This window comes from Chryseobacterium balustinum, from assembly GCF_900168205.1.
GTDB lineage: Bacteria > Bacteroidota > Bacteroidia > Flavobacteriales > Weeksellaceae > Chryseobacterium > Chryseobacterium balustinum.
In genome coordinates, this window is sequence record NZ_FUZE01000002.1 from 54,854 (window position 1) to 81,029 (window position 26,176).

General features: G+C 34.0%; 25 protein-coding genes. 13 read left to right on the plus strand and 12 right to left on the minus strand.

The annotated features are described in order from the left end of the window. Window positions 1-30 precede the first annotated feature (30 nt). Window positions 31-570, plus strand: coding sequence for a lipocalin family protein (locus B5X64_RS03825; protein ID WP_079463997.1), 540 nt, complete (start codon window positions 31-33; stop codon window positions 568-570). Window positions 571-711: 141 nt separating this feature from the next. Here the strand turns inward: B5X64_RS03825 and B5X64_RS03830 are convergent, their stop codons facing one another. Beyond that, entirely contained in the window at window positions 712-1,188 is a 477-nt protein-coding gene (locus B5X64_RS03830; RefSeq protein ID WP_079463998.1) for a DUF7832 domain-containing protein, read from the minus strand. 113 nt (window positions 1,189-1,301) lie between these two features. Between B5X64_RS03830 and B5X64_RS03835 the strand changes: the two genes are divergently transcribed. Both B5X64_RS03835 and B5X64_RS03840 read left to right on the plus strand, forming a co-directional pair. Next, window positions 1,302-2,552 carry a CinA family nicotinamide mononucleotide deamidase-related protein gene (locus B5X64_RS03835; RefSeq protein ID WP_079463999.1) on the plus strand — a complete coding sequence of 417 codons (1,251 nt, stop codon included), beginning with the start codon at window positions 1,302-1,304 and terminating at the stop codon, window positions 2,550-2,552. A gap of 80 nt (window positions 2,553-2,632) precedes the next feature. Further along, window positions 2,633-4,687, plus strand: coding sequence for a M13 family metallopeptidase (locus B5X64_RS03840; protein ID WP_079464000.1), 2,055 nt, complete (start codon window positions 2,633-2,635; stop codon window positions 4,685-4,687). Window positions 4,688-4,802: 115 nt separating this feature from the next. On the opposite strand, the gene lipA is transcribed toward B5X64_RS03840, so the two are convergent. Further along, a complete protein-coding gene (lipA, locus tag B5X64_RS03845; protein WP_079464001.1) occupies window positions 4,803-5,669 on the minus strand; it encodes a lipoyl synthase in 867 nt (288 codons plus the stop codon). A gap of 107 nt (window positions 5,670-5,776) precedes the next feature. Between lipA and B5X64_RS03850 the strand changes: the two genes are divergently transcribed. Next, the gene (locus tag B5X64_RS03850) at window positions 5,777-6,409 is read left to right on the plus strand and encodes a hypothetical protein (RefSeq protein ID WP_079464002.1); all 633 of its coding nucleotides are present in this window, start codon (window positions 5,777-5,779) and stop codon (window positions 6,407-6,409) included. 49 nt (window positions 6,410-6,458) lie between these two features. On the opposite strand, the gene B5X64_RS03855 is transcribed toward B5X64_RS03850, so the two are convergent. Continuing rightward, the gene (locus B5X64_RS03855) at window positions 6,459-7,019 is read right to left on the minus strand and encodes an RNA polymerase sigma factor (protein ID WP_079464003.1); all 561 of its coding nucleotides are present in this window, start codon (window positions 7,017-7,019) and stop codon (window positions 6,459-6,461) included. A gap of 170 nt (window positions 7,020-7,189) precedes the next feature. Here B5X64_RS03855 and tyrS point away from each other — a divergent pair, with 170 nt between their 5' ends. After that, window positions 7,190-8,485, plus strand: a complete 1,296-nt coding sequence (tyrS, locus tag B5X64_RS03860) for a tyrosine--tRNA ligase (protein ID WP_079464004.1) — start codon at window positions 7,190-7,192, stop codon at window positions 8,483-8,485. A gap of 71 nt (window positions 8,486-8,556) precedes the next feature. Here the strand turns inward: tyrS and B5X64_RS03865 are convergent, their stop codons facing one another. Both B5X64_RS03865 and B5X64_RS03870 read right to left on the minus strand, forming a co-directional pair. Further along, window positions 8,557-8,970, minus strand: a complete 414-nt coding sequence (locus tag B5X64_RS03865) for a hypothetical protein (RefSeq protein ID WP_079464005.1) — start codon at window positions 8,968-8,970, stop codon at window positions 8,557-8,559. A gap of 241 nt (window positions 8,971-9,211) precedes the next feature. After that, window positions 9,212-9,631 carry an MmpS family transport accessory protein gene (locus B5X64_RS03870; RefSeq protein ID WP_079464006.1) on the minus strand — a complete coding sequence of 140 codons (420 nt, stop codon included), beginning with the start codon at window positions 9,629-9,631 and terminating at the stop codon, window positions 9,212-9,214. Window positions 9,632-9,826: 195 nt separating this feature from the next. Here B5X64_RS03870 and B5X64_RS03875 point away from each other — a divergent pair, with 195 nt between their 5' ends. Genes B5X64_RS03875 through B5X64_RS03885 form a run of 3 tightly spaced genes read left to right on the plus strand, consistent with a single transcriptional unit; the run spans window position 9,827 to window position 13,082 of the window. Then, window positions 9,827-11,812, plus strand: a complete 1,986-nt coding sequence (locus B5X64_RS03875) for a tetratricopeptide repeat-containing sensor histidine kinase (protein ID WP_123920951.1) — start codon at window positions 9,827-9,829, stop codon at window positions 11,810-11,812. Further along, on the plus strand, window positions 11,799-12,440 hold the full coding sequence (locus B5X64_RS03880; RefSeq protein WP_079464008.1) for a response regulator transcription factor: 642 nt from the start codon (window positions 11,799-11,801) through the stop codon (window positions 12,438-12,440). Before B5X64_RS03875 ends, B5X64_RS03880 begins: the two co-directional genes overlap by 14 nt. Window positions 12,441-12,476: 36 nt before the next feature. Next, window positions 12,477-13,082: a hypothetical protein gene (locus tag B5X64_RS03885; protein ID WP_079464009.1), complete on the plus strand. Its 606-nt coding sequence runs from the start codon at window positions 12,477-12,479 to the stop codon at window positions 13,080-13,082. A 351-nt stretch (window positions 13,083-13,433) separates the two neighbouring features. On the opposite strand, the gene B5X64_RS03890 is transcribed toward B5X64_RS03885, so the two are convergent. From B5X64_RS03890 to B5X64_RS03905, 4 genes are all read right to left on the minus strand, one after another. Beyond that, a complete protein-coding gene (locus tag B5X64_RS03890) occupies window positions 13,434-15,011 on the minus strand; it encodes a DHA2 family efflux MFS transporter permease subunit (RefSeq protein ID WP_066676151.1) in 1,578 nt (525 codons plus the stop codon). A gap of 387 nt (window positions 15,012-15,398) precedes the next feature. Continuing rightward, a complete protein-coding gene (locus B5X64_RS03895; protein WP_079464010.1) occupies window positions 15,399-16,502 on the minus strand; it encodes an HlyD family secretion protein in 1,104 nt (367 codons plus the stop codon). A gap of 18 nt (window positions 16,503-16,520) precedes the next feature. Then, entirely contained in the window at window positions 16,521-17,834 is a 1,314-nt protein-coding gene (locus B5X64_RS03900; protein ID WP_079464011.1) for a TolC family protein, read from the minus strand. Continuing rightward, window positions 17,818-18,444: a TetR/AcrR family transcriptional regulator gene (locus B5X64_RS03905; RefSeq protein ID WP_079464012.1), complete on the minus strand. Its 627-nt coding sequence runs from the start codon at window positions 18,442-18,444 to the stop codon at window positions 17,818-17,820. Before B5X64_RS03905 ends, B5X64_RS03900 begins: the two co-directional genes overlap by 17 nt. Window positions 18,445-18,573: 129 nt before the next feature. Between B5X64_RS03905 and B5X64_RS03910 the strand changes: the two genes are divergently transcribed. Further along, window positions 18,574-19,557, plus strand: a complete 984-nt coding sequence (locus B5X64_RS03910; protein WP_079464013.1) for a hypothetical protein — start codon at window positions 18,574-18,576, stop codon at window positions 19,555-19,557. Window positions 19,558-19,593: 36 nt separating this feature from the next. Here B5X64_RS03910 and B5X64_RS03915 read toward each other — a convergent pair whose 3' ends face one another. Beyond that, on the minus strand, window positions 19,594-20,709 hold the full coding sequence (locus B5X64_RS03915) for a DNA polymerase III subunit (RefSeq protein ID WP_079464014.1): 1,116 nt from the start codon (window positions 20,707-20,709) through the stop codon (window positions 19,594-19,596). Window positions 20,710-20,913: 204 nt separating this feature from the next. On the opposite strand from B5X64_RS03915, the gene bamG reads away from it, so the two are divergent. From bamG to B5X64_RS03930, 3 genes are read left to right on the plus strand one after another with little or no spacing between them, the layout of a single operon-like run. Continuing rightward, window positions 20,914-22,188: a BamG family beta-barrel-assembly machinery protein gene (gene bamG / locus B5X64_RS03920; RefSeq protein WP_079464015.1), complete on the plus strand. Its 1,275-nt coding sequence runs from the start codon at window positions 20,914-20,916 to the stop codon at window positions 22,186-22,188. A gap of 2 nt (window positions 22,189-22,190) precedes the next feature. Further along, window positions 22,191-22,787 (plus strand): LPS export ABC transporter periplasmic protein LptC, encoded by a 597-nt coding sequence (gene lptC / locus B5X64_RS03925; protein ID WP_079464016.1) that lies wholly within the window; start codon window positions 22,191-22,193, stop codon window positions 22,785-22,787. A 3-nt stretch (window positions 22,788-22,790) separates the two neighbouring features. Beyond that, window positions 22,791-23,840, plus strand: a complete 1,050-nt coding sequence (locus B5X64_RS03930) for an anhydro-N-acetylmuramic acid kinase (RefSeq protein WP_079464017.1) — start codon at window positions 22,791-22,793, stop codon at window positions 23,838-23,840. Window positions 23,841-23,869: 29 nt separating this feature from the next. On the opposite strand, the gene B5X64_RS03935 is transcribed toward B5X64_RS03930, so the two are convergent. Continuing rightward, window positions 23,870-24,259: an orotate phosphoribosyltransferase gene (locus tag B5X64_RS03935; RefSeq protein ID WP_079464018.1), complete on the minus strand. Its 390-nt coding sequence runs from the start codon at window positions 24,257-24,259 to the stop codon at window positions 23,870-23,872. Between the two features lie 29 nt (window positions 24,260-24,288). Between B5X64_RS03935 and B5X64_RS03940 the strand changes: the two genes are divergently transcribed. Next, window positions 24,289-24,900, plus strand: a complete 612-nt coding sequence (locus tag B5X64_RS03940) for an NUDIX hydrolase (protein WP_079464019.1) — start codon at window positions 24,289-24,291, stop codon at window positions 24,898-24,900. Here the strand turns inward: B5X64_RS03940 and B5X64_RS03945 are convergent. Further along, on the minus strand, window positions 24,893-26,164 hold the full coding sequence (locus tag B5X64_RS03945) for a UDP-N-acetylmuramoyl-tripeptide--D-alanyl-D-alanine ligase (protein ID WP_079464020.1): 1,272 nt from the start codon (window positions 26,162-26,164) through the stop codon (window positions 24,893-24,895). The two genes, B5X64_RS03940 and B5X64_RS03945, sit on opposite strands and share 8 nt — an antisense overlap. Window positions 26,165-26,176 lie beyond the last annotated feature (12 nt).

A 26,176-nucleotide genomic window follows, 5' to 3' on the forward strand; every position in this document is an offset into this window, starting at 1 on the left:
TGAATTTTCATCATACACAATTACAATATTATGAAAAACTTACACAAAATAGCCATTCCTGTTTCATTAGGTATTATCGGACTTTTAATGTTCAATTCCTGCTCGGTTGGAATTCCAAAAGGCGCAACGGCAGTCAAAAATTTTAATTCAGAAAAATATCTTGGTAGATGGTACGAAATTGCCCGTTTCGACTATAAATTTGAGAAAAATATGGATAATGTGACCGCCAATTATTCACTCAATCCTGACGGAACAATTAAAGTACAAAACAGAGGTTATGATTACGTAAAAAAAGAATGGAAAGAGTCAATTGGAGAAGCGAGATTCGTTAATGATCAATCTGAAGCGAGACTGAAGGTTTCCTTTTTTAAACCTATTTGGGCAGGCTATAATGTGATTGACATTGATGATGATTATCAAAATGCTTTGGTCGTAGGAAACAGCTCAAAATATATCTGGATTCTGTCACGAAACAAAGAAATCCCAAACAGTATTAAAGAAAGATTCTTAGCAAAAGCGCAGAAATTAGGCTATAATACCGATGATTTAATTTGGGTAAAACATAATTAATCATTGCGAGAAGTTAGACAAGAAAGCAATCTCGAAATAATTTAGTCTTCAGTTTGTCATTCTGACGAAGGAAGAATCTCTACAATAAAAAAAAGATTCTTCACTCCATTTCATTGCGTTCAGAATGACAAACTGAATTATTTAGTTTAAGCTTTTATACTCCTTCCATTCCTGAAAACGGTAATCGATAATCTGCTTCATCACATCATAATTTTCGTACGTATCTTCAATGTGATAAAAAGTTTCATATTCAAAATCTTTTTCTTCGGCTACAGTATCAAAAATATTGATGTAATCGGTAGCAAATGAACTGAATTTATCAGCAAAATCGGTTTCGTCAGCATAATAATCTTTGGCAAAACTGTTTCCTAGGTCATTCAAATCATATTCAGAAAACTTTCCGTCCAGAGATTCGATAATAAATTCTGCCCCGGTTATTTCGCGTTTTTTTAGACTTTCGATTTCGATTTCGCAATCTTCTTTCAATTCATCAGAATGCAAATTGTTGTTGATACACCAGTTAAGAAACATTCCAGTGTGTGTAGCGCTGTTTTTTTCGGGAATTCCTTCCGGAAAATCTCCACCATAATGCCACGAAGCATCATCATATTTAGTCATAATCTTTATTATAGTTTCAGACAGTTTAAATCAAAGATATAAAAAATCATTTTCTTTTGTTCACTACAGAGATTTTCACGTCATTTGTATGGAATTTATTCAAAATTAAACGCATGCAAAACGCAGTTCTTATCACCATTGGTGACGAAATTCTTTCAGGAAATACTGTAGATACCAATTCAAATTTTATTGCTACCGAACTAAAAAATATAGGCATAAAAGTTTCTCAGATCATTACCATTTCAGACGAAATAGAAACAATAAAAGAGACATTAAAGTTAGCTTTTGAAACGGGAGATTTAGTCATCACGACAGGAGGTTTGGGACCAACAAGAGATGATAAAACCAAAAAAGCTCTAGCTGAATTTTTCGATGATGAAATTGCTTTGGATGAAGCTACTTTCGAACATCTTAAAGCATATATGGAAAGACGTGGTCGCATAGAAATTTTAGAAAGAAACCGTGAACAGGCTTTTGTACCTACAAAGTCTACGGTTTTTCAAAATCATTATGGAACGGCACCGTGCATGATGATGCAACAAAACGGAAAACTTTCTTTCAGTTTACCTGGCGTTCCGTACGAAGTAAAACCTTTGATAAAAGATCAGATTATTCCTTATTTAAAAGAAAAATTTAATCTTAATTATATTTCTACAAGAATCGTTTCTGTAGTTGGAATTCCTGAAAGTATTTTAGCCGACGAGATTGAAGAATGGGAACTTGCTTTACCTGAAAATCTTGCTTTATCTTATCTTCCTGTCGGAACGAGAGTGAAATTGAGATTAACTGCTACAGGACCTGATGAAAATGTGTTGCAAATTCAGCTGGAAAATGAAATTCAAAAATTATTTCCGATTATTGGAAAAAACATTATTGCAACTTCCGAAGATAAAATAGAGAAAATTTTAGGTGAAATTTTAAGCGAAAAAAAATTAACTATTTCAACGGCTGAAAGTTGTACCGGCGGAGAATTATCTCTTTTGATTACATCAAATCCTGGAAGTTCTAAATATTTTATCGGTGGTATAGTACCTTACGCAACGCAGAAAAAGATAGATATTCTACATGTTTCAGAAGGGATTATTGAACGTTTTACGGTGGTAAGCGAAGAAGTTGCACGCGAAATGGCAGACGGTTGCCAAAATTTATTTAAAACAGATATTTCTCTTTCTACAACTGGAGTTGCAGGACCTGGAAAAGGCGAAGATGGAAAAGAGGTAGGATTGGTTTATTACACGATAAAAGTGAAAAACGAATCTCAAACTTTTAAATTGTATATGCCGCATTTAGACAGGCAGGATTTTATTTATTTTGTCTCTCAGAAAATCATTCAGGATTTGGTAGGGATTTTAATTAATCAATAAAAATTCAATTCACAAAATAAATTAACTTTACCGTAACAAAATTTAAATTTAATATACATATTGTGTAAATTATTATTACAATGAAAAAATTAACACTTTCTTTGTTTTTATTAGCAGGGGTTTGTTCACAAAATACGTTGAACGCTCAGACTAAATCAACCAAAACAGCAACTACAGCAGATAATGGTTTAGACATCAGTTTGATGGATAAATCTGTTCGTCCACAAGATGATTTTTACAATTATGTGAGTGGAACCTGGATGAAAACTGCAAAAATCCCTTCTGACAAACCAACTTGGGGAAGTTTCAACAAATTGGCAGATGATACCGATAACAATTCAATGACGATTTTAAACTCTCTTCTGAAAGATAAATTCGCAGAAGGAAGTGAAGGTAAAAAAATCCAGGATCTGTACGCAACGTACATGAATATGGAGAAGAGAAATACAGACGGAATCAAGCCTATTCAAGAAAACATCAACAAAATTGATGCAATCAAAAATCTTAATGATCTTCAGAATTATTTGACTTCAGTTACCAAAGACGGAGAAAATAATTTCTACGGATGGGGTGTTTATGCTGATCTTAAAGATTCTAATATGAATGCAGTTTACCTTGGTGATGCTTCATTAGGAATGGGTAGAGATTACTATCAAAAAGTAGATGCTAAAAATACTGAAGCTCTTGCAGAATATCAGAAGTATGTAGCTTCTATGTTGAAAGAATTAGGTTACAAAAACGCTGATGCAGCTGCAAAAGGTATTGTAGATTATGAAAAAAGCATTGCGAAACATTTACTAACGAATGAGCAAAGCCGTGATAATACACTTCAGTATAATCCTAAAACAATGGCAGAGCTTAAAGCTTTGGTTAAAAATGTAGATCTTCCGGCTTACCTTAAAAAAGTTGGGGTAGATACCGATAAAGTGATCATCGGTGAATTAGGATATTATAAAAACTTTGATCAGTTGGTGAATGCGAAAACACTTCCTGTGATCAAAGATTATTTAAAATTCCACATGATCAGCGGAAGCGCTTCTTATTTAAGTGAAAAATTAGGAGATGCTAAATTTGCTTTTTATGGTAAATATTTAAGAGGTCAGCAAGAGCAGAGAGCTTTAAACAAAAGAGGTTTTGAGTTGATCAACGGTTCTTTGGGTGAGGCTTTCGGTAAATTATATGTTGAAAAATACTTCCCGGCTGAAGCAAAAGCTCAGATGGTTGAGTTGATCGATTACTTAAAGAAAAGTTTTGCAGTTCACATCAATGGTTTAACGTGGATGTCTGCTACAACTAAGGAAAAAGCAATGACTAAATTGAATAAATTTACTGTAAAAGTTGCTTATCCTGATACATGGAAAGATTATTCTAAATTAAATATCATTCCTGAATCTAAAGGTGGAAATCTATATGCAAACCTTCAGAATGTTTCTGAGTGGCAATACAATAAAGATTTAGCAAAGATTGGAAAACCAGTAGATAAAACAGAATGGGGAATGACGCCACAAACTGTAAATGCTTATTACAACCCGGTATATAACGAAATCGTTTTCCCTGCTGCAATTCTTCAACCGCCATTCTTTAATCCTAAAGCGGATGCTGCTGTTAATTTTGGTGGAATTGGTGCCGTTATCGGTCACGAAATTTCTCACGGATTTGATGATTCAGGGGCACAGTTTGATGCAGACGGTAATTTAGTAGACTGGTGGACTCCGGAAGACAAAGCCAACTTCGAAAAAGCAACAAAAGCTTTGGCTGCTCAATACGATAAATATGAGCCAGTAAAAGGAACTTTCGTAAACGGAACTTTCACAAACGGTGAAAACATCGCAGATCTAGGTGGTGTAAACATTGCTTATGATGCACTGCAAATGTATTTAAAAGATAAAGGAAACCCTGGAACAATCAGTGGTTACACACAAGATCAGAGATTCTTCTTAAGTTGGGCAACCGTTTGGAGAACTTTATCTAGTGAAAAGTATATGGTAAACCAAGTGAAAACAGATCCGCATTCTCCTGGATATTTCAGAAGTTTCGCGCCTTTAATGAATGTTGATGCATTCTATAAAGCATTCGATGTGAAACCTGGTGACAAATTATACAAAAAACCGGAAGACAGAATTAAAATCTGGTAATCAGTATTTAAAATATTCAAAAACCGTTCAGTAATGAGCGGTTTTTTTATGGTTATAAATTAATTCAAAAAAAATCCGTCTCACATTTTACTTGTGAGACGGATTTTATATGTTTTTAATGAATATGTTTTTCTGCGTGGTAAGAACTTCTTACAAGAGGCGAACTTTCAACATGTCTGAAACCTAAACTTCTAGCAAAATCTCCAAATTCATCGAACTCTTCAGGCGTAATGAATTTTTTCACAGGAAGATGTTTCTTTGTTGGCTGCAAATATTGTCCCATTGTAATAACGTCAACATTGGCGTTTCTGATGTCTTCAATAGTCTGGAAAACCTCATCCCTATTTTCACCTAAACCAAGCATTAATCCGGTTTTTGTTCTGTTTTGTCCGGCTTCTTTTAAATATCTTAAAACTTCAAGACTTCTTTCATATTTAGCCTGAATTCTCACTTCTCTTGTCAAACGTTTTACCGTTTCCATGTTGTGAGAAATTACTTCAGGAGCAACATCGATCATTCTGTCAAGATGTTTTGTCAAACCTTGAAAGTCTGGGATCAAAGTTTCCATCGTTGTTCCCGGAGAAATTCTTCTTACTGCATTTACGGTTTCACCCCAAAGAATAGAACCCATATCTTTCAAATCGTCACGGTCAACAGAAGTTAAAACAGCGTGTTTGATCTTCATTAATTTAATTGAACGGGCTACTTTTTCAGGTTCATCCCAGTTTACATCCATTGGTTTTCCGGTTTTTACGCCGCAAAATCCACAACTTCTGGTGCAGATATTCCCTAAGATCATGAAAGTTGCCGTTCCTTCTCCCCAGCATTCACCCATATTTGGGCAGCTTCCGCTTTGGCAAATTGTATTTAATTTATATTTATCAACCAAAGTTCTTAATTCTCTGTAATTCTTTCCGGTAGGAAGTTTTACACGAATCCATTTTGGTTTTTGAACGGTAGTATCTTGAACTAAATTCTCCATTTATCTCTCAAATTGAGGTTCAAAGTTAGTGATTTTTTTATCGAAACAATCAAAGACAGACATTGATGAAACAGATAATTTTGTAATTTTAAGATTCAATATTTGTTATGAAGACTACAGTTTGCTTTCTATCCATTATTTTCAGTACATTTTGCTTTGCTCAAAAAGAATTCCAACCAAAAGGTTCTACAGTTAATGAAACTGTTGACGGAGATTTGGATGGTGATAAAATTCCGGAGAAAGTAATTGTTTATGATATTGCATCTAACAATGATTATGGAGACATTCGAGAGATCCAGATTTTGAAGAAAATTAATAATAAATGGACAGTTTTAGAAAAATCCAGAAAGGCAATTTTAAGAAGTAAAGATGGTGGAATGATGGGTGATCCTTATATGAGCACAACCATTGAAAATGGTATTTTAAACATCACTCATTATGGAGGAAGCAGCTGGAAATGGGGAGGCACAGATAAATACAGATTTCAAAACGGACATTTCGAATTAATAGGATTTTCTTCAGAAGGCGGAAAACCTGAAGAATATTGGACTACCGTAGATTTTAATCTTTCAACCGGAAAACTAATTTTTAATAAAGAAGTTGTAAATACTAAAGAATACGGAAAATCTAAAAATGAAATTTTCATTAAAAAAGGAATGAAAATTAATCTTCAAAACAGAAATCAGGAGAAGCAAAGAAAAATTATTCTTCCTAAAACGAAGGAGGATGTTTATTTGTAAGCATTTTTCGGAAAAGCCTTGTCAAGGTTTTGAACATTGACAAGGCTCATTAATTATCTTCAAACTCATTATTTTTCAGCAATTCTGCTAAAACTTTTTTCGCTCTCATTACACGAACTTTCGTGTTGGCAACAGAAATCCCAAGCTCCTCGGCAATTTCTTTGATGCTTTTTTCTTCAAAGAATCTTAATTTTATAATGTCTTGGTAGTTAACATCTAAAGACTCAATCGTTTTAATTATCTTTTGCTGCTCTTCATCAGAAATCATCAGTTCTTCCGGAGATTTTGCATAATGATTTTTTACTTCATCCAGATTTTCGGTAGGATCTTGATTTTCACGGCTTTTCCTGCGCCAGAAATCGATAATTGTGTTTTGAGCAATCGTTAGAATCCAGGTTTTAAACTGAAAATGAGGATCGTATAGATCGAGTTTCGATAAAACTTTTGAAAAAACATTTACGGTAATTTCATCTGCATCATTTTCGTCATGTACTTTCTTCATCACAAAAGAGAAAACATCCAACCAAAAAACATTGATCAGTTTAGTTTGTGCTTTCTGGTCTTTTTCCTTTGCTTTTTGGATGAGAGGAAATAATTGCTCGTCTTTCATTACTAACAAATATAATTGAATTTAAGTAAAAAACAAAAGAGATACGTATTAAGAGTTCCGAGTTTAAAATTACAAATATGATATTTCCACATTAGTAACACGAAACTCGAAACCCGAAACTCAAGTGATTTTCTTATCTTTGCGTATTAAATTTTAAACTGAAAAAAATAATGAACTCTTTTATTGAAGAACTGAAATGGCGTGGGCTTTTTGCCGATATGATGCCCGGAACAGATGAACAACTGAATAAGGAAATGACAACTGCCTATATCGGTTTTGATCCTACCGCAGATTCTTTACATATCGGAAGTCTTATTCAGATCAAAATTTTGGCTCATTTTCAGCAACATGGCCATAAACCAATCGCTTTGGTAGGTGGTGCAACAGGAATGATTGGTGACCCTTCAGGAAAATCTGCAGAGAGAAATCTTTTGGATGAAGCAACCCTTTTACACTATGTGGACTGTTTACAAAACCAACTTTCAAGATTTTTAAATTTTGATGGAAATGAAACCAACAAAGCTGAATTGGTCAACAATTACGACTGGATGAAGAAAATTTCTTTCCTTGATTTTGCTAAAAATGTAGGGAAAAACATCACCGTAAACTACATGATGGCGAAAGATTCTGTAAAGAAAAGACTTTCGGGGGAAGCAGGTGTTGACGGAATGAGTTTTACCGAGTTTACTTATCAATTGATTCAGGGATATGATTTCCTGTATTTATATCAGAATAACAATGTAAAACTTCAGATGGGTGGTTCTGACCAATGGGGAAATATCACCACAGGTACAGAATTGATCCGTAGAAAAGCGCAGGGAGAAGCGTTTGCTTTAACAGTTCCTTTAATTACAAAAGCTGACGGTTCGAAATTCGGAAAGTCTGAAAGCGGAGAAAATTATTGGTTAGATAAAAAGAAAACTTCGCCTTACAAATTCTATCAATTTTGGTTGAATGCAACCGATACAGATGCTGAAAGATTTATTAAATTCTACACTTTCTTAGGAAAAGAAGAAATTGATGCTTTAATTGAAGACCATAAAACAGCACCACACGAAAGAAAACTTCAGAAGAGATTGGCTGAAGAAGTTACGGTTTGGGTTCACGGAAGAGAAGAATATGAAAGAGCTTTAAAGGCTTCAGAAATTCTGTTTGGTAAATCTACAGCTGAAGATCTGGTAAGTCTTGATGAGGAAATTTTCCTGGAAATCTTTGATGGAGTTCCTCAGAAAGAAGTAGCTAAAGCTGATGTTTTAGGAATTAATATCGTTGATTTGCTTTCTGAAAAATCTGGTTTCCTAAAATCTAAAAGTGAAGCGACAAGAGAATTGAAAGGAAATGCAATCTCTGTAAACAAAGAAAAAATCAATGAAGTTTACACCGCAAATGAAACCGATTTGATTGACGGTAAATTCTTATTACTACAAAAAGGAAAGAAAAGTTACTTTATTGTAAAAGTGATTTAATCTTAAAAACATAAAAAATAATCCGACTCAGTTTTTGAGTCGGATTATTTTTTTATCAAAGTGGATGGTTTTTAAAATGTATAACTTGTTGAAGCCGATAAAGTCAGCCCGCTTGAGACACTTTCTTTTTTAAGCTGGCCATCTACCCAAATCTGAACTTTCAAAGTAGATGCCGCATCAACTCCTGTTGCATTTACCACAACATTAGAATTATAAACTACGCCTTCTGCAGTGAGTTCCGGGCTCGTCCATGTTGTTCCGCTCAAGCCAGTTACGGTAATAGGATTTCCGTCGATTCCGTAAACGGCTTTACTGATATTAACTCCGGATGACCCCTCTGCCTTGAAGACTACTTTTTGTGTCTTAATATCTTCAGAAGTATCATCATTATCTTTGCGACAAGATTCAACAAGACTCAAAACCATTACTGTTATTAAAGCAACAAATACTCCTTTAAATACCTGATTCAATTTTATTTTTTTCATAAATTTATTTTGTTAATATTTTTCGGAATCTCCTTGATTTAGAATCCGCAAAGATATTATAGACTAAAAATACTGTCAATCCTCAAATTTAAAAAAAATATTCTACCCTATTTTAGATATTTTTCAGTTCTGTGTTTTATAGAACTATTTTCGTTAATGGCTATGAAAGAATATGATTTGTCCCACCAAAAAAAAGTCCGACTCAAAATTGAGCCGGACTTTTTTTCATCATAGGGTTATATTAGAATGTATGACTTGCTGAAGCAGATAAATACTGTCCGCTTGAAGTTCCTTCTTTCTTAAGCTCACCATCTACCCAAATTTGAACCTTCAAAGTAGATGAAGTACTCGCTCCTACTGCATTTATTGCAACATTTGCGCTCATTGCTCCCGCTTCAGTAGTAATTTCCGGGCTCGACCATGTTGTTCCGCTTAAGCTGGTTGCAGTGGTAGGGTTTCCATCAATTCCGTAAACAGCGATCTCAATATTACTTCCTGCAGATGCTTCTGCTTTGAAAACTACTTTATGTGTTTTGTTGGTTCCAGGAATATTGTCATCGTCATCATTATTGCTGCAAGATGTTACAAAGCCAAAAACCAACGCCGCCATCACCATTACAAATGAGCCTTTCAATACGTTTTTCAATTTCATTTTTTTCATAATTTCTCTTGTTAAATATTACTGTTAATTTTAATTTGTAATCTTTCTGATTTAGTACCTGCAAAACTATGACTGTCTGAAAAGGCAAGCAATCCTTAGAATTAAGGAAAATATTCTACCTAATTTTAGGTATTTTTCAATTCTGAATTTTTCACTAAATTGTGGAGTTTTATTTTAAATAATGAAATTGAGACAATGAAGAACCACCTTATCACCATCTGTGTTTTTTTATCTACTTATATACACTCGCAGCAACTCATTCCGCTTAATGAGAAAGCCTATTCAGACAGTCTGAAAACGGTTGTAAACAGCAAGGTTGACAACAATGCCAAAGCGAATTCATATTTCTTATTATCAAACTTTTATAAAAATACAGACTCACTTTTAAGTAAAAGTTATTTAGAAAAAGGGAAAGCTTTAAGTGCGAAAACACCTTTAAATACAGCGAAATATCATTATTATGAAGGTTGGCATTTTTTAGAAAGCAACAAAGAAAAAGCAGCAGTCTCATTTCAAAAAGCCATACAAGAATTTTCTAAAATTAAAATTGAAGAATCTGATTTTTTTATTGCTTCATCATGGTACAGTTACGGTGTAACCCAGAAAAACAAAGAAGGCTATCCTTTTTTGGTGAAAATTCTAGTTGAAAAAAGCATTCCGCAGATTGAAAAATATAAGCATCATAAAACTTTAGGACAATTCTATTCTCAGCTAGCCATCATTCTTACGTATAACGCCGAGTTTGCAAAAGCTTTTGAATACAACACAAAAGCCATCAAAATATTAGAAAAAAATGCACCTCACTCTCCGGAATTGTTTTTTGCTTACCTAAACACTGCAAGTAATTTTTGTTATCAGGCAAAAGGTGACGAGGCAAAAAAATATTTGGACAAAGCCGAAAAACTCATTCAGCCTTATCCGGAGTCTTCTGCAAATGCTTCTTTCTATTATGGAAAAACCCTTTACTTTATAACTAAACAGAAAAATGAAGAAGCACTTCCAATGATTGAAAAAGGTTTGGTTTATGCTAAAAGATCCCACCAAAATCTGTTAACTCAGATGTTTTACATGAATAAATATGATATTTTAAGGAAACAGAATAAACTGAATGAAGCGAAAAATGTTCTGGAAAATATCTTATCCGAAAAGACGCTTATCATTGATGCAAACAACAGAAAAACTTTCTACAACCAGCTTTCGAGCCTTAATGAGCAAATGGGAAATCTTAAAGAGGCTTTGGTCTGGGAAAAGAAATATTCAAAATTAAATGACAGCTTAAATTCTGAAAATGTAAAGCTGGAACTCAATACACTGGAAACTAAATTCAGAACTGCAGAAAAGCAAAAAGAAATTGCCAACCTCAACACTGAGAAAGCGCAAAAAGAACTGGAGATCAACAAGAAAAATCAATATTTATGGTTATTGGTTTTTGCATCATTATTCCTTCTTATTTTAATTATTTCGATTTATTTTTACACTAAAAAATTAGCCAAAGAAAAGGAAATCAACCATTCTCAAAAGCTTAAAGAAATCGCTCAACAGGAAGAATTGAAAATAACAAAAGCCATTCTGGAAGGTGAAGAAAAAGAAAGAGAAAGAGTAGGAAAAGACCTTCACGACGGACTTGGAGGAATGCTTGCCGGAGTAAAAATAAATTTTTCAGCGTGGGCTTCACAAAATTTAGAACCAGAAAACAAACAAAACTTCAACGGAATTTTAAATCAGCTGGATCATTCGGTAACCGAGCTCAGAAATATTGCCAGAAATCTGATACCGGAATCTCTTTTAAAATTTGGTTTAGAAACTGCTTTAAAAGACCTTTCAGAATTTTACACCAGAAAAGGTCTACATATTGACTTTCAGCCTATTGATATCAATTCAAGGCTTCCTTTGCCAGTTCAGATTAATATTTTCAGGATTGTACAGGAAATTTTGGCTAATGCTGTGAAACATTCAGAAGCCGAAAATATCCTACTTCAATGCTCTCAGTCGAATGACGTGTTTTTAATTACAATTGAAGATGATGGTAAAGGTTTCTCACAAGATTCTTCACCAACCAAAAGTATGGGACTTCATAATCTAAAAACCCGTGTCGATTATTTAAAAGGCAAAATGGAAATCAATTCTGATCATGAAGGAACGGCAATTAATATAGAACTCAACACGCATGCAATCTCATAAAATCAACATCGTCATTGTAGATGACCATCCTATCGTTATTGAAGGGTTGAAAATCATGTTATCTGACAAACCTTTTTTTCACATTTCAAAAACATTTACCAATGGTGGTGAGGTCATTCAATTTATTAAATCTAATGAAGTAGATATTATTCTACTCGATATTTCTCTGCCAGACATCAGCGGAATTCAGCTATGTGAAGAAATCAAGAAAATTTCTCCGAATACATCCGTCATTATGTTTAGTAACCGTTCTGAAAGAAGCATTATCATGCAGTGTATTCAGAACGGAGCAAGCGGTTATTTATTGAAAAATGTTTCTTTGGAAGAATTGATGAAATGTTTTCATGGCGCGCTTTCCGGAAATATTGTTTTTTGTAATGAAACTAAAAATATCATCAGTAAACCTTCGCCACAGGAATTGACCACTACTCCACGTCTAACAAAACGTGAAAAGCAGATTCTCCAGTTTTTAGCAAAAGGAAAAACAAGCAATGAAATTGCAGACGAGCTTTTTTTAAGTCCTTTAACCGTAGATACCCACCGTAAAAATTTATTGCAAAAGTTTGGTGCTAAAAATTCTGCTGAGCTTGTACACATCGCTGTACAACAGAATATGATTTTGGAATAAAAAACCTACTTTAGTCTTCAATAATTGATAGTCTTTATGAAATATTTACTCTTTATTTTATTTGTTTCTTTTAATTTTTTGCCTGCACAGCAAAATATTGAATACGATAAAATTTTAAAAATCGAAAACCTTAAATTTCATGAAAAGGAAATCCGCGTTTATAAAAAATACGGAACCTCAACAGGTTTAGAGCTTTTCAGATTTTATGAGGATAAGAAGGAAAATTGGAAAGCCGAAGTTTATAATACAGTTGCTAGAACAAATAATAAAGATGAAGTTAAAATTTGGACAAGAAAATCAAAATTAAATTCTCTGAAAAATTTTGAGATGTTATGGCTACAGTTTTTGGATACTAATATTATTCATCTTCCAAAATGGGAAGCTTTTGAGTACAAATTAAAAAAAATAAATAAAACCTATCAAATTGAGGATGGTGAAATATATTCTTCAACCTCAAGACTTTCTGTACTTGACGGTCAATCTTTTTACGTACAAATTAAACGTGGAAAAGCAGAAAACCAATTTAACTACTATAACCCTGAATCATATTTAGAAAAATATCCAAACGTAGATGAGCTGCTTTCTTTCAAAGAACTTTTAGATTTAATCAGAACTGAATTTAAAGTTTTTGAAAAAGATTAAAGCACATTATTCTCTTCGTAATAGATTTTGATATAAAAAAAGACACATTTGTCCCATCCTGTTTTAGTTTACTCCAAAAGCCCGCCCGACGAGGCAAACTGATTTCAAGAGAAGTAAATATGGCTGCATATTTGTCTGCCCAAAATTTCTGGGGTCTAAAACGTCCCTCTGGCAGGACAATCTTTTATAGGTTGAGCAAAAACGCTCACCTAACAAGCTCTCTTTTTTACGAATTCCACAAAAAAACCTCTGAAAATTTCAGAGGTTTATAACTTTTAATATAATCATTACTGTACGAATAGGATTGCATCCTATCCTTTAGTAAGCCGTCCCGTTGGGACTTTTTGTGGATTAGTGCATTGCTTCACTCAAATCTATTTTTTCTTTGCTCTTCCGTTCTTTTATAAATAATATAAACGGAATACAAATTAAGAAAGCTATCCCTAAATAGAGGAAAACATCCATATAAGAAAGCACCGTTGCCTGTTTGGTGACCGTCATATCTAAGACCTTGTAAGCGGCATTCATTGCGTTATCGGGCGTCATTCCTTTGGCGATGAAATTAGCTTTTAAACCAGCGAGTCGCTGCTGTACATCAAAGCTGTCACTGTCGAGATGGGATATTAAATTCACCCTGTATTTCTGACTGGCGTTTGCGATAAATGTTGTAATGGCAGCAATCCCGAAAGAACCACCAAGCTGCCTCATCATTCCTGTAAAAGCTGCTCCCTGACCAATTTCCTGACCTTTCAATGTACTTAATGATAATGAGGTGATTGGGATAAACAATAGCCCTAATCCCATTCCTCGTACAATCAACATCCAGAAAAAGGCTTCTTTACTTGTATCTGGCGTCAGAATTTTGTAGCCCCAGAAACTGTAAACGAAGAATATAAATAATCCCAGGGAAACTAAAATCTGTTGTTTTACCCCTTTCGTTAATAATTTACCTATTATCGGCATCATAAAAGCAGTAGTTAAAGCTGCCGGAATCATTAGTGCTCCAGATTGTAGTGCCGTCCAGCCCAAAACACTTTGGGTGTAGAGCGGAACAATAAAAGTAGAACCATACAAACCGAAACCTAAAACAAATGACATTGCCGTTCCTATCCTCAGATTTCCATTTTTCAAAACCCGCAATTCTACAATCGGATATTTGCAGGTGAGCTCTCGCCAGAGGAATAAGATAAATCCTAAAACAGCTGTCGTCGTGAAGGTAACAATCATTCCGCTTTCAAACCAGTCTTCTTCGTGACCTCTTTCCAAAATAAACTGTAAAGAGCCAACAGTAAGTGCCAGTAAAGCAATCCCTAGCCAATCGACATCTGAAGCTTTACGTTTTTCGGCAAATTTGGGGCTTTTAATAAACTGTAAAGTCATTAAAGTTGCCGCAATACCAATCGGAATATTAATATAAAAAATATACGGCCAACTGTAATTATCAACAATATATCCTCCTAAGGGCGGACCTAAAGTGGGACCAATAATTACTCCCAGACCATAGATTGCCTGCGCCATACTTCTCTTTTCGATAGGATATGACTCTGTAATAATGGTTTGCGAAGTTACCAGCAACGCACCACCACCAATACCTTGGCATAATCTGAAAAATACCAGCTCCCAAATATTATCTGCATTCCCACAGAGAAATGAGAATATGGTAAAGATGACAATAGAGGCTGCAAAATAATTTCTTCTACCGAACTGCTGTGAAAGCCAGCTCGTCATGGGAACTACGATTACGTTACCAATGGCATACGCTGTAATTACCCAACCTACTTCAGAAAGTGTAGATCCCAAATTACCCTTCATTTCGTTGAGGGCAACATTTACAATCGTGGAATCCACAATTTCAAGCAAAGCACAAAGAATCGCTGTAATCGTAATGATTACTCTTCGGGCTCCATATTCTACTAATGAATCTTGCATTGATTTTTTAATGTGTTTTAAAGAAGGTTGAGGTAAAGATTTAGGCTAAGAATAAAGTATTTCTAAAGCTTAAAATCATTGTTCCTCATCTTTAAGAATTATAAAAAGTGAATTGTCAATAATCAATCAACATCGTTGTCAATTTTACTACTTCATTTCCAATCTGTCATCAATCATTGCCATAATCCTCATCAACCATCCTGCATCTAATTCCTCAACATTCCCAATTGACTCGCCTCAGCAAAACTGACAATTCACTTATATATTTTTATAAAAAATGAATTGTCAATACCCCATCAACATTGTTATCAATCTTCAGCTGCATTTCCATTCACAATTGATTTGCTTCCGCAAAATTGACAATTCACTTAACTAACTTTTTCAATATTATTTTAAAGAAACTTCTGCTTTCACATTCATTCCTGTTCTTAATCTTTTTGCAATTTTTGGATCAAGATTTACAAAATCGATTTTTATAGGAAGTCTCTGTACTACTTTTACAAAGTTTCCACTTGCATTATCCGGAGGCAAAATTGAGAATGTAGAACCTGTTGCAGGAGAGAATGAGCTTACTACTCCTTCAAATTCCGTATCAGGAAAAGCATCAATTTCTATTTTCACTTTTTGTCCTTCTACCATTTTAGCAACCTGAGTTTCTTTAAAATTCGCAATTACCCATTTTTGGTCGTTTTTAACCAAGCTAAATAACTGAGCACCTGCCTGTAAAAACTGACCTGCCTGAATAGGAACTTTTCCTACAAAACCATCTTCCGGAGCTACAATAACTGTGTAAGAAAGATTTAATTTTGCGCTTTCTACATCAACTTCTCTCTGTTTTGCTACCGAGCCGGCAACTGAAATCTGTTGAGAACTTGCTTCTGTTTGTGAAGATGCAATTCCTGTTTGTTGTGCGATTTGGTTTCTTGTATCTACTAAAACCTGTAGTTGCTTATCTGCAGATTGTTTTGCTGCTAAAGCCTGCTCGTATTGCTGTTCTGTAATCGAATGGTCTTTTACAAGAATTGAATATCTTTTTAAATCCTGAGAAGTTTTCCAAACGTTTACTTTTGCCGCTTCAATCTGTGCATTTGCTGTTGCTACAGCAGCTTGTGAGCTACTGATGTTTTTTGAAGTTGCAGTTGTAGAAGACTGAGCAGATGAAATATTGCTTTTCGCTGTTGACAAAGCTGCCTGAGCCTGATCCAACGCCATTTTCTGATCTTTGTTATCTAAAATAACCAGTGTATCACCTTTTTTTACAAACTGGTTGTCTTTTACTTTTACTTCGGCTACATATCCTGAGATTTTAGAAATTACAGGGTTCATGTTAGAAGCAATTTGAGCATCATCCGTTTCTTCGTGAAATTGCCCGTAAGAATAGGTTCTATATCCGTAAATCCCACCTACGACAATCACTACCGCTAAAATGATCGGGAAAACTAAACTTTTTTTCTTTTTTGGTTCAGTTACTTGAGTATTGTTATTTTCCATTTTGGATATTGTCTGTTTTTATTTGATTGTTAAAGTTCCTGTAGTCTGCAATAGTTTTCTGTAAGCCAATGCTGCATCTGCTTTTGCATTGATAACGCCTACGTTTGCTGCAATTTGGGCGGCATCTGCATCCAATAATTCTGTCATGGTTGCAAGACCGTTATCATATTTATTTTTTGTTATTCTGTAGTTTTCGTTAGCTTGTACAGCTGCCTTTTCGAAAACTGTAATTCTTTTTTTAGAATAATCTGAGTTCTGATATTCTCTGTTGACGTCTAATTTAATGTTGTCATTCAATAGTTCGTTGGTTGCAGACAACTGCATTTCTCTGGCTTTTGATTGCTTCAAAGCAGAATTTTCTTTCCAAAGATTTGATAAATTGTAAGAAACTCCCACTCCAACATTCACAGCATTATAAATCGTTAAGAATTTCGGAATATCTGCCGCTACATACCCTCCTGTAAATGCAATAGAAGGAAGATTTTCTGCTTTTGCCGATTTTGTTCCCAATTCTGCTGCTTTTCTTTGCTGGTCTAAAGCTTGCAGATCTTTACGGTTTTCTCTCGCTTCATTCAGATAAAAATCAACAGGCTTCACATCATCAGATTCGTCTACATAGTTTTGATCAACCTCAATCTCTGTCGTTTCCGGAAGACCTAGAAGTAAATCCATATTAATATTGGCAATGTTATAATTGTTTTTGGCTTCTAATAACTGTAATTCAATATTTGAAGTCTGAAGATTTGCCTTTAAACGGTCGTTTCTTGCAATCACTCCATTATTTTCAAGCTTAAGAAAAGTTTCGTCTCTTTTTTGAGAAGCGGTAAGGTTTTCTTCTAATACTTTAATCGATTGGTTGGCTTTAAATAAGTTATTATAAGCCTGTGCAACGTTGTAGGCAATGGCAACTTTATCGTTTTCGGTGCTCAATTTTGATGCTTCCACCAAATATTTTGCAGACTGAATTCCGTATTTGATTCTTCCACCGCTATAAATCGGAACGCTCAAATTGGCAGAACCGAAAGCAACCTGATGAACTTCAGGGCCACCTGCTCCAGAAACGCCCGGAAGTCTGATATCAACATTGGGCTTTAAAGGCAGATACAAATAACTGGCAGAAACTTTCAATTCCGGGAGCTGTCTGTTTTTTGCTTCCAAAAGATCGGCAGTTGCTTCTTCTATTTTGGCAGCATCTATTTTTAAACTTTTACTGTTTTGGATTCCCAACTGCACGGCTTCGTCGAGGCTGAGCTGTTTTTTCTCCTGAGCATTGGTGTACATTATTCCTGCGAAAAGGGACAGTACAATAACTGAGTTATTTATTCTCTTCATAACCTAAAAGGTCTTTTAAAATATGTTTTATATGTTTATTGAGTTCTGAATAATATTTTTCTTCAAAAGCTTCCTCGTCTTCTGTATTATTAAGAAATTCTTTATACATTTCTTTGGCATTTGACGCATAAAATAGCGTTCCGCTTACGGTAGAATGTAGTAAATAGATCGGTGGATTTTTAGTAAAAATCCCTTTTTGAATTCCGCTTTCCAGAATTTTAGAATACATGGAAATGAAGCTCATTTTAGTTTCCTTTAAAAACTCAACAATCTGAGGATTTTCTGTATGAAGCTGCTCTCTCTGCATAATTCTGTAAAAACATTTGTGATGCCTTACTCTTCCTGCAAACTGATCGACAATCTTTTGAATCTTTTCCCATTCGTTGATATCTGTTCTTTCTAAAATATCTTTCGAGAAAAACTGTCCTTCCTGCATTCTGTATTCTACCAATTTCTCATAAAGCTTTTCTTTAGAACCGAAATAATAAGAAATCATTGAAATATTTACATTGGCAGCTTTAGAAATCTCTCTAGTAGAAGTTCCCTGAAAACCATTTTCAGCAAATAGTTTCTCTGCAGCGAATAATATATTTTCTTCTTTTGAAATCATCTTTAGTAATTTTCGGGTGCAAATGTACAACGCTTTTTTGTTAAAATCAAACGATTGATTGATTTTTTAATTTATTTTTAATTATTACTATATTTCCAATTAATTTTATATTTACTTAAAATCAATTTTATGGGCTTTTTCAGTTTTCTTTTCAGCAAAAAAAAACAGACGGAGAAAATCAATCCTCCCGCAGAAGATCAATCAGTCAAAGTTTCGGAATCCGGAGCAAAATTCGATCTGGAAATTGTAGAAGCTTATAAAAGATATCATTCTGATCCGTCTTCAGATATAAGTTTAGACATTGAAGATCAAAACAGAAATAGTGTTCCGCCACACGTTGCTTATTCTCAGGTATTTTCGCAGTGGGCAGAAATTCAGTCTAAATGGGACAGAATGTCTGTACTATATGAATTTTGGGATAATTCTCAACTTGAAAAATTGGAAGACTGGCAAATCATGGAACGTTATACGAAAGACAGATATGCTACAAAATCGCTGCATTATTTCAGAAATAAAGTTGAAGAAAAAAACCAGTTTTCTGTGGAAGAATTGGTGGTTGCCTCCAAGCTTCACAGAATTTTACTGGATAACGATTCAGCATTGTCTTACGCAGAAAAAGCCTACGAAAAGTTTTCCAATAATGATTTGGCAAAAGTGGAATATGCCAGTGTACTTCATTTATCTAAAGACACCGTAAAAAGGGAAAAAAGCCATCAGATTATTGGTGATGTTTTAGAAAAAAAAATGAAACAAAATGAATCACAAAATATATTCGATTGTTTTATTTTTTCAGAAAATTATTTGGATTCATCAGTATTTGCAGTGGCTTATCTTATTAACAGCGATGCAGATCTTGAGACGTGGGATTATGTTGCAGAAGAATATTACTATTGTCCGGTCTTCCGTTACGAACATGCAGTAAAATTATCTGAATCTGAAAATACAGGTTTGCGTGCGCTCGCCAAACTCACCTCTTTAAGCCAGGAATTTCCATGGTTTACAACCGCATTGCAGTCTACAGTAAAAAACATAGAATCTATGCGTGTTCAGCTGGGCAAACCCGATTTTATGGAAAAGGAATATCTAGAGTTTAAAAACAATCTTCAACGATAGTTCTTCTTTAATATTGATCTAAAAATCCTGAATTTATTAACTCTTGTGAATATATCTTGACAATTTAATTCCTAAATCCGTCCATACGATTTTAGGATTTCCGTTTCTGGTGAGATGCAAATCTGCAGTGTTGATCTCATCTAAAATATTAATAATATTTGCACCACTAATAAATTTTGAAAAACCAGTCCAATTGAAACCATTGGCATCAATCTTTTTATACACCAATTCTTCAGACTGATAATTCTGCAACAAAGCCAATCTGAAAATTTCTGAGGCATAATTGAGAAAGTTCTTTTGCTTTTCCCTGTTCCAGCCTGCAATTTCTTTTGCCCAAATGATGATATTTTTAAGATATTCCGGTTTCTTTTTTACCATAAACGCATCACGAACCCATTGTACAAAAAGCTTTTCAAACTCAGGGTTTTTATCTTGAGAACTTAGAAATTTTACGGCATCGTTGAGATTTCCTTGTGACTGATGTACAACCTCCTTCCCTTTTTCATTCGAAATATCAAATTTATTTTTCAAATAAGCTTCCAAATCTTCATCATTGATTCTTGGAACTTCAATCAGTTGTGTTCTGGATAAAATTGTTGGTAAAATATCGTCACTGCTTTCTGCAGTTAAAAGAATAATCGTTTTTGCAGGTGGTTCTTCCAAAAATTTAAGAAACTTATTGGATGCTGCCACGTTCATTTTATCAGCACGCCAAACGATGAGAATTTTGGTTCCGCCTTCAAAACTTTTTAAAGCAAATTTTTGATTTTGCTCGTCAATTTCATCTGCAGAAATAAAGAATTGTTTGTTTTCAGATTCCAAAACGGCAGTCCAGTCATCAAAACTAGCGTAAGGAAAATCTATAATCATTTCTCTGAACTCCTCAAATTTATTTTTACTTAATGAGTTTCTGTTATCAGTAAAAACGGGAAAGCTGAAGTGTAAATCTAAGTGATTGAGATGTTCTACTTTTGAGGCAGCATGCTCATTTTCTCTATTCAAAATTTCTTTTGCGTAGGCTAAAACCAAAGGCATCGTTCCGTAACCTTCTTTTCCTATGAAAAGCTGGGCATGGCTTACTCTGTTTTCGGTAATGCTGTCTTGAAGAATTTTTTTAAGATTTTCTTGTCCGGCGATGTTTTCCCAATTCATGTTTCAAAGATAAGAATTTTTGAAAAGGGTAAGGTGTCAAGTATCAATTTTGCTTCGCAAGTGAATAGTTAATTTTAATGTCTTTAAAAAACTGACAGCAGACCGACAATTCACCTAATATCCCCCTTAACAAAATTTAACCTCAGTAAATTTTTACAATTCATTAATATTTAAGATATTTGCGCATTATTTTAAAATTCTAGAATGAAAAAAATTTTTGTACTATCATTCATTTCAGTGGGGTACTTCCTTAACGCGCAAAGTTTGAGCAACTCACCTTATGCAACTTACGGAATTGGTGATGTAAAATATGATAATACGATTGAAACTTCCTCTATGGGAGGAATTTCAACTGCTTTCATAAGTGATTTCAGCAGTAATTTTAACTTCGGAAACCCTGCGAATAACAGCAATTTTGAGTTAACAAGTCTTAAGCTTGAAGCTACTAACGAGAACAATTATTTCAAAACCGACTATAATAATACGAAGTCTACTAAACACTCTACGTATTTATCAAATATTTCCTTGGCCTTTCCTATTTCATCAAAAATAAAAATGGGATTCCTTTATCAGCCCTATAGTTCTAAGAGCTATGAAGTAATTCATGATGAAACCATTGATGGAGTAATCAATCGAAATATATTCAAAGGTAGTGGAACATTAAATACTGCTCAATTAGCCTTATCTTATAAAATCAATTCTCAATTTGCTGTAGGAGCAAGAGCCAATTATTATTTTGGTAATCTTTATGATCTAAACGAATTTTCAAATTCCACCGCAGATTTAATCAATGGTTATGAAACCAAAAACAGTATTAAAAACTTCAACTTTACATTAGGTACAAGCTATCAAAGTATAGATACACGTAATGACCATAAACTGACAATTGGTGCAACTGCAACATTTGGGAATACAAGTAATATGAACACCAATTATATCAACAGTACCTATTATTATAGTGATGTTGATACAAAAGCTGGAGAAACAATTATTGACAACAAAACTAAAAGCTCAAATAATCTTCTTCCCCTTCAAGCTTCAATCGGTGTAGGATATGGTAGTGAAAACCACTGGTTCTTATCAGGACAGATTGATTACAAAAAAGGAGAATCAATCACTTATTTCGGGAATACTTTCGATTATAAAGACTCTTACAGGGTTTCTGCCGGAGGTTGGTATTTACCAAACTACAATAACTTTAGAAGTTATTTCTCAAGAATAGTGTATCGTTATGGTGCCTTCTATGAAAAAGGAAACCTTGAAATAGCAGGAAACAGCATTAATAAATTTGGTATATCGGGAGGTGTGATGCTACCGTTCAAAACCAGCAGTATCTCAAGAATGAGTGGTCTTGAAATAGGTGTAGAATTAGGAAAAAGAGGAACACTTAAAAATAATTTGATTAATCAGAATTTTGTTAACCTAAAAGTTGGTTTCAATTTTGCTGACAGATGGTTTAGAAAACAGCTTTACAATTAATAATGAATTTTATTTCACATAGAACATTCAAAAATATAGCATACCTTTTTAGTTGTGCTATATTTTTTATATTAACATCCTGTGAAGAAGACCTCACAAAGCTGAATGGAAGTGAGAATAAAAACTTTCCGTCGCAGATTATTCACAATGCAAAGATTATACAGAGAGACTCTGGTTTTATTACACTAAAAGCAACCGCTCCTATTATTGAAAAATACGAATTGATCGACAGCCAATATACAGTAGCCAAGAAAGGAATGAAAATAGAGTTTTTTGATAAGAAAAACCCGAAAAAACCCGGTAACATTACTGCTAAATACGCAAAAATGTACGACTACAAAAAATTCTATGAAGCAAGAGGTGATGTGAAAATTCTTACCAGTGATGGGCAGAGATTTGCCACGCAAAGTGTTTTTTGGGATCAAAATAAGAAAAGAATCTACACAAGAGACACTGTTTATGCAACAATGGAAGATGGCTCTACTCTAGTGCACGCCAACGGAATGACTGCCAAAGATGATTTCTCAGAGTACAAATTTTTCAACAATTCTGGGGATCTTGATGTAAGCAAAGCTAAAATTGCCCAACCCAAACCTTAATCAATGAAAGTTTATAAAGCAATTGGGTTAATGTCCGGAACCAGTTTAGATGGTTTAGATATTTGTTTTACCAAGTTTTGGAAAGAAAATTCCTGCTGGAAATTTGAAATTCTAAAAGCTGAAACAATTGCTTATCCACAAATTTTAGAAGAACAACTTCGAAATTCTATTCATTTATCTTCACAAAATCTATTAGCTTTACATTCAGAATACGGATTTTATTTAGGTAAAACCACTACTGATTTTATTAAGAAAAATCAGCTTTCAGATATTGATTTGATTGCGTCTCACGGTCATACCGTTTTTCATCAGCCCCACCGAAAATTCACACTACAAATCGGTGATGGAAGAGCTATAAAGATACAAACTCAAGTTCCTGTAATTTACGATTTTCGGTCTCAGGATGTTTTACTCGGTGGAAACGGAGCACCTTTAGTTCCGATCGGTGATGAGCTTTTGTTTTCAGATTTTGATGCATGTCTTAATTTAGGAGGTTTTTCTAATATCTCTTTTAAATTTAATGACGAAAGAATCGCCTTTGACATTGCTCCGGTCAATATTATACTTAATAAATTAGTTCAGGAGTTTGGTCAGAATTATGACAAAAATGGTGATTTAGCTAGAAAAGGAAATGTAAACGTCCAGTTACTGGAACAGCTAAATTCGTTGGAGTTTTATGCGCTGTCTCATCCAAAATCATTGGGAATTGAATGGTGTAATGCAAATGTATTCCCCTTATTTTCCGGGATTGAAAATTTAGATATTTTAGCAACTTTTACAGAACATGCTGCTGAACAGATTTCTAAAATCTTTAATATTCATCAGTTTAATAAAGTGCTTTTTACAGGAGGGGGAACTTACAACCACTATCTTATCGAAAAAATAAGACAAAAAACGAGTACAAAAATCATTATTCCCGAGAAACAGATTATTGATTTTAAAGAAGCTTTAATCTTTGCTTTTATGGGTGTTCTAAGGTTAAATAAAGAAACCAATGTTCTTGCTTCTGCAACCGGAAGCTCACACAACCACAGTTCCGGAATTATCGCATAAAAAAACCTTCATTTCTGAAGGTTTTCGTTTTATTTATAAGCTTCGATTTTATCGGTCAAAGTATTAATGAAATTCTGAAGTGGTTTCTCAACCATCATTTTGATAAAAGGATTAAATTTTCCTTCAAAAAGCATCTGTACTTCAGTTTGAGTTTCGTTCAAAGGTTTTAAAGTTGCTGTAAGAGTAAAGTCTAAACTTGAGCTAGCCGATTTCAAAACAGCTTTTTCCTGAGTAACTTCATCTATTTTAAGAGCGATTTCAGGCATTCCCTGAAGTCCGAATTTGAAGCCGTCTTCTCGTGTTTCAAACTTTTGAAGACCATCTGGCATAAATTCTTTATAATTTTCAGGAGATTTTAGCAACTCAGATAAATCTTTTGATGATTTATTGACAATAATTTTTCGTCCTTCTAAATTCATTTTTTATTTTTGTATTTAAATTACTACAAATGTATAAAGTTTTTGTGAACGAAAAAAAATTATTGATATCTAAGAACCCGGAAAACTTAGAGAAAGTCTTAAATTACGAAAGTTTCACAACTTTAGAAATCGCTCTCGATCTTCTTCAGAATACGTCGACTTCTGAACTGAACGTTTATGGCGAACAAATTGAAATCATTTGGGAAGAATTTAAAAAACTATTCAGAATCATTGAAGCAGCGGGAGGAATTGTATTGAGGCCAAATGGAGATACACTTTTTATCAGGAGATTAGGAAAATGGGATCTTCCGAAGGGTAAAATGGAAAAAGGTGAATCTCGTGAAGAATCTGCGATAAGGGAAATTGAGGAAGAAACAAACCTGCAGAATGTGGAACTTAGAAACTTTATCAACACTACCTATCATATTTATATTGAAAGAAACGGCGACCGTGTTTTGAAACACACCCATTGGTTTGAGATGTTTTTTGCCGGTGAAGACACCTCAAAACCTCAGTTAGAAGAAGGTATCACGGAAGTTGCCTGGAAAAACACCATTCAGATTGAGAATGAAGTTTTCCCAAACACTTTTCAGAATATAAAATTGATTATTAATGAATTTTGGGATACAAAATCTAAATAAAATCGATTGCTTTTTCTAAAGAAATCCCTCGTGAAGCTTTAAGCAGAATATTTTCTGACTGAAGTTTGTTTTCTTTTAAATATTGAATTAATCTATCTGTGCTTTCAAAAGCCGCAGAATTTTTGTTGACGTTTTTAAATTGTTTTCCAACAGTGATAATTTCGTTAAAACCCAGCTCTTGAGCCAAGTTAAGAATATTCTGATGCTCTTTTTCGCTTTCCTCGCCCAACTCCAACATATCACCGATAACGATTGCTTTTGAGCCTTCAAAAGTGGCAAAATTTTGTAGAGAAGCAGACATTGAACTCGGGTTTGCATTGTAGGTATCTAAAACCAAAGTTTTATGATCTTTTTTCACCACCTGAGATCGCATATTCGTTGGAGTATATGATTCTATAGAAGATTGTATTTTATTAAAATCTATCCCAAAATACAGCCCTAAACTCGCAGCAGCGCACAGATTGGTAAAATTGTACTCTCCTGTTAATTGTGATAAAGTTTTTTGATCTTGATATTGTAAACCGACAAAGTTATTTTCGGAAAAAGCCTCAAAATAATAATCGGAATCTACTTTTCCAAAGGTTATTTTTCGTGTATAATCCTGTATCTTTTCTATTTGAATTGAATCATTCTCATTAATTAAAACAGTTTGATTTGTATTTTTAAGATAATCATACAATTCCGATTTACCCTTTACAACCCCTTCAAAACCTCCAAAACCTTCTAAATGAGCTTTTCCGAAATTGGTGATGTATCCAAAATTCGGTCTCGCAATAGTACAAAGCAATTCTATTTCTTTCTGATGATTGGCTCCCATCTCAATAACAGCCATTTCGTGTTCCGGTTGAATGGAAAGTATAGTCAACGGAACACCAATGTGATTATTTAAATTTCCAAAAGTGTACTGTACATTATATTTTGTTGATAATACCGCATGAATAAGCTCTTTGGTCGTCGTTTTACCATTGCTTCCTGTAAGACCAATAATCGGAATATTTAATTGATTTCTATGATGTACAGATAATTCTTGCAAAAACTCTAAAGTAGAAGGTACATAAAAAATATTTTTTCCTAAGTTTTCAAATTCTTTATTTTCAATGATAACAGCTAGAGCACCTTGAGCAATCGCTTTTTCAGCTAAAGTTGCCGCATCAAAATTATCACCTGAAAAAGCAAAGAAAATGTCATTTTTTTCGATTTTTCTGCTATCAATCGTTACTTTTTCTGCCTTTAAAAAGATTGGGTAAAACTGTTCTGTATTCATGTGAAAATATAT

What these genes read in the sequence shown, in the direction of transcription:
- B5X64_RS03830 (WP_079463998.1), bottom strand. Translation starts at nt 1,188, where the DNA reads ATGACTAAATATGATGATGCTTCGTGGCATTATGGTGGAGATTTTCCG.
- B5X64_RS03880 (WP_079464008.1), top strand. Translation starts at nt 11,799, where the DNA reads ATGCAATCTCATAAAATCAACATCGTCATTGTAGATGACCATCCTATC.
- B5X64_RS03825 (WP_079463997.1), top strand. Translation starts at nt 31, where the DNA reads ATGAAAAACTTACACAAAATAGCCATTCCTGTTTCATTAGGTATTATC.
- B5X64_RS03900 (WP_079464011.1), bottom strand. Translation starts at nt 17,834, where the DNA reads ATGAAGAGAATAAATAACTCAGTTATTGTACTGTCCCTTTTCGCAGGA.
- B5X64_RS03935 (WP_079464018.1), bottom strand. Translation starts at nt 24,259, where the DNA reads ATGAATTTAGAAGGACGAAAAATTATTGTCAATAAATCATCAAAAGAT.
- B5X64_RS03930 (WP_079464017.1), top strand. Translation starts at nt 22,791, where the DNA reads ATGAAAGTTTATAAAGCAATTGGGTTAATGTCCGGAACCAGTTTAGAT.
- tyrS (WP_079464004.1), top strand. Translation starts at nt 7,190, where the DNA reads ATGAACTCTTTTATTGAAGAACTGAAATGGCGTGGGCTTTTTGCCGAT.
- B5X64_RS03905 (WP_079464012.1), bottom strand. Translation starts at nt 18,444, where the DNA reads ATGATTTCAAAAGAAGAAAATATATTATTCGCTGCAGAGAAACTATTT.
- B5X64_RS03835 (WP_079463999.1), top strand. Translation starts at nt 1,302, where the DNA reads ATGCAAAACGCAGTTCTTATCACCATTGGTGACGAAATTCTTTCAGGA.
- B5X64_RS03945 (WP_079464020.1), bottom strand. Translation starts at nt 26,164, where the DNA reads ATGAATACAGAACAGTTTTACCCAATCTTTTTAAAGGCAGAAAAAGTA.
- B5X64_RS03870 (WP_079464006.1), bottom strand. Translation starts at nt 9,631, where the DNA reads ATGAAAAAAATGAAATTGAAAAACGTATTGAAAGGCTCATTTGTAATG.
- B5X64_RS03885 (WP_079464009.1), top strand. Translation starts at nt 12,477, where the DNA reads ATGAAATATTTACTCTTTATTTTATTTGTTTCTTTTAATTTTTTGCCT.
- B5X64_RS03910 (WP_079464013.1), top strand. Translation starts at nt 18,574, where the DNA reads ATGGGCTTTTTCAGTTTTCTTTTCAGCAAAAAAAAACAGACGGAGAAA.
- lipA (WP_079464001.1), bottom strand. Translation starts at nt 5,669, where the DNA reads ATGGAGAATTTAGTTCAAGATACTACCGTTCAAAAACCAAAATGGATT.
- B5X64_RS03940 (WP_079464019.1), top strand. Translation starts at nt 24,289, where the DNA reads ATGTATAAAGTTTTTGTGAACGAAAAAAAATTATTGATATCTAAGAAC.
- lptC (WP_079464016.1), top strand. Translation starts at nt 22,191, where the DNA reads ATGAATTTTATTTCACATAGAACATTCAAAAATATAGCATACCTTTTT.
- B5X64_RS03850 (WP_079464002.1), top strand. Translation starts at nt 5,777, where the DNA reads ATGAAGACTACAGTTTGCTTTCTATCCATTATTTTCAGTACATTTTGC.
- B5X64_RS03875 (WP_123920951.1), top strand. Translation starts at nt 9,827, where the DNA reads ATGAAGAACCACCTTATCACCATCTGTGTTTTTTTATCTACTTATATA.
- B5X64_RS03855 (WP_079464003.1), bottom strand. Translation starts at nt 7,019, where the DNA reads ATGAAAGACGAGCAATTATTTCCTCTCATCCAAAAAGCAAAGGAAAAA.
- B5X64_RS03890 (WP_066676151.1), bottom strand. Translation starts at nt 15,011, where the DNA reads ATGCAAGATTCATTAGTAGAATATGGAGCCCGAAGAGTAATCATTACG.
- B5X64_RS03895 (WP_079464010.1), bottom strand. Translation starts at nt 16,502, where the DNA reads ATGGAAAATAACAATACTCAAGTAACTGAACCAAAAAAGAAAAAAAGT.
- B5X64_RS03840 (WP_079464000.1), top strand. Translation starts at nt 2,633, where the DNA reads ATGAAAAAATTAACACTTTCTTTGTTTTTATTAGCAGGGGTTTGTTCA.
- B5X64_RS03865 (WP_079464005.1), bottom strand. Translation starts at nt 8,970, where the DNA reads ATGAAAAAAATAAAATTGAATCAGGTATTTAAAGGAGTATTTGTTGCT.
- B5X64_RS03915 (WP_079464014.1), bottom strand. Translation starts at nt 20,709, where the DNA reads ATGAATTGGGAAAACATCGCCGGACAAGAAAATCTTAAAAAAATTCTT.
- bamG (WP_079464015.1), top strand. Translation starts at nt 20,914, where the DNA reads ATGAAAAAAATTTTTGTACTATCATTCATTTCAGTGGGGTACTTCCTT.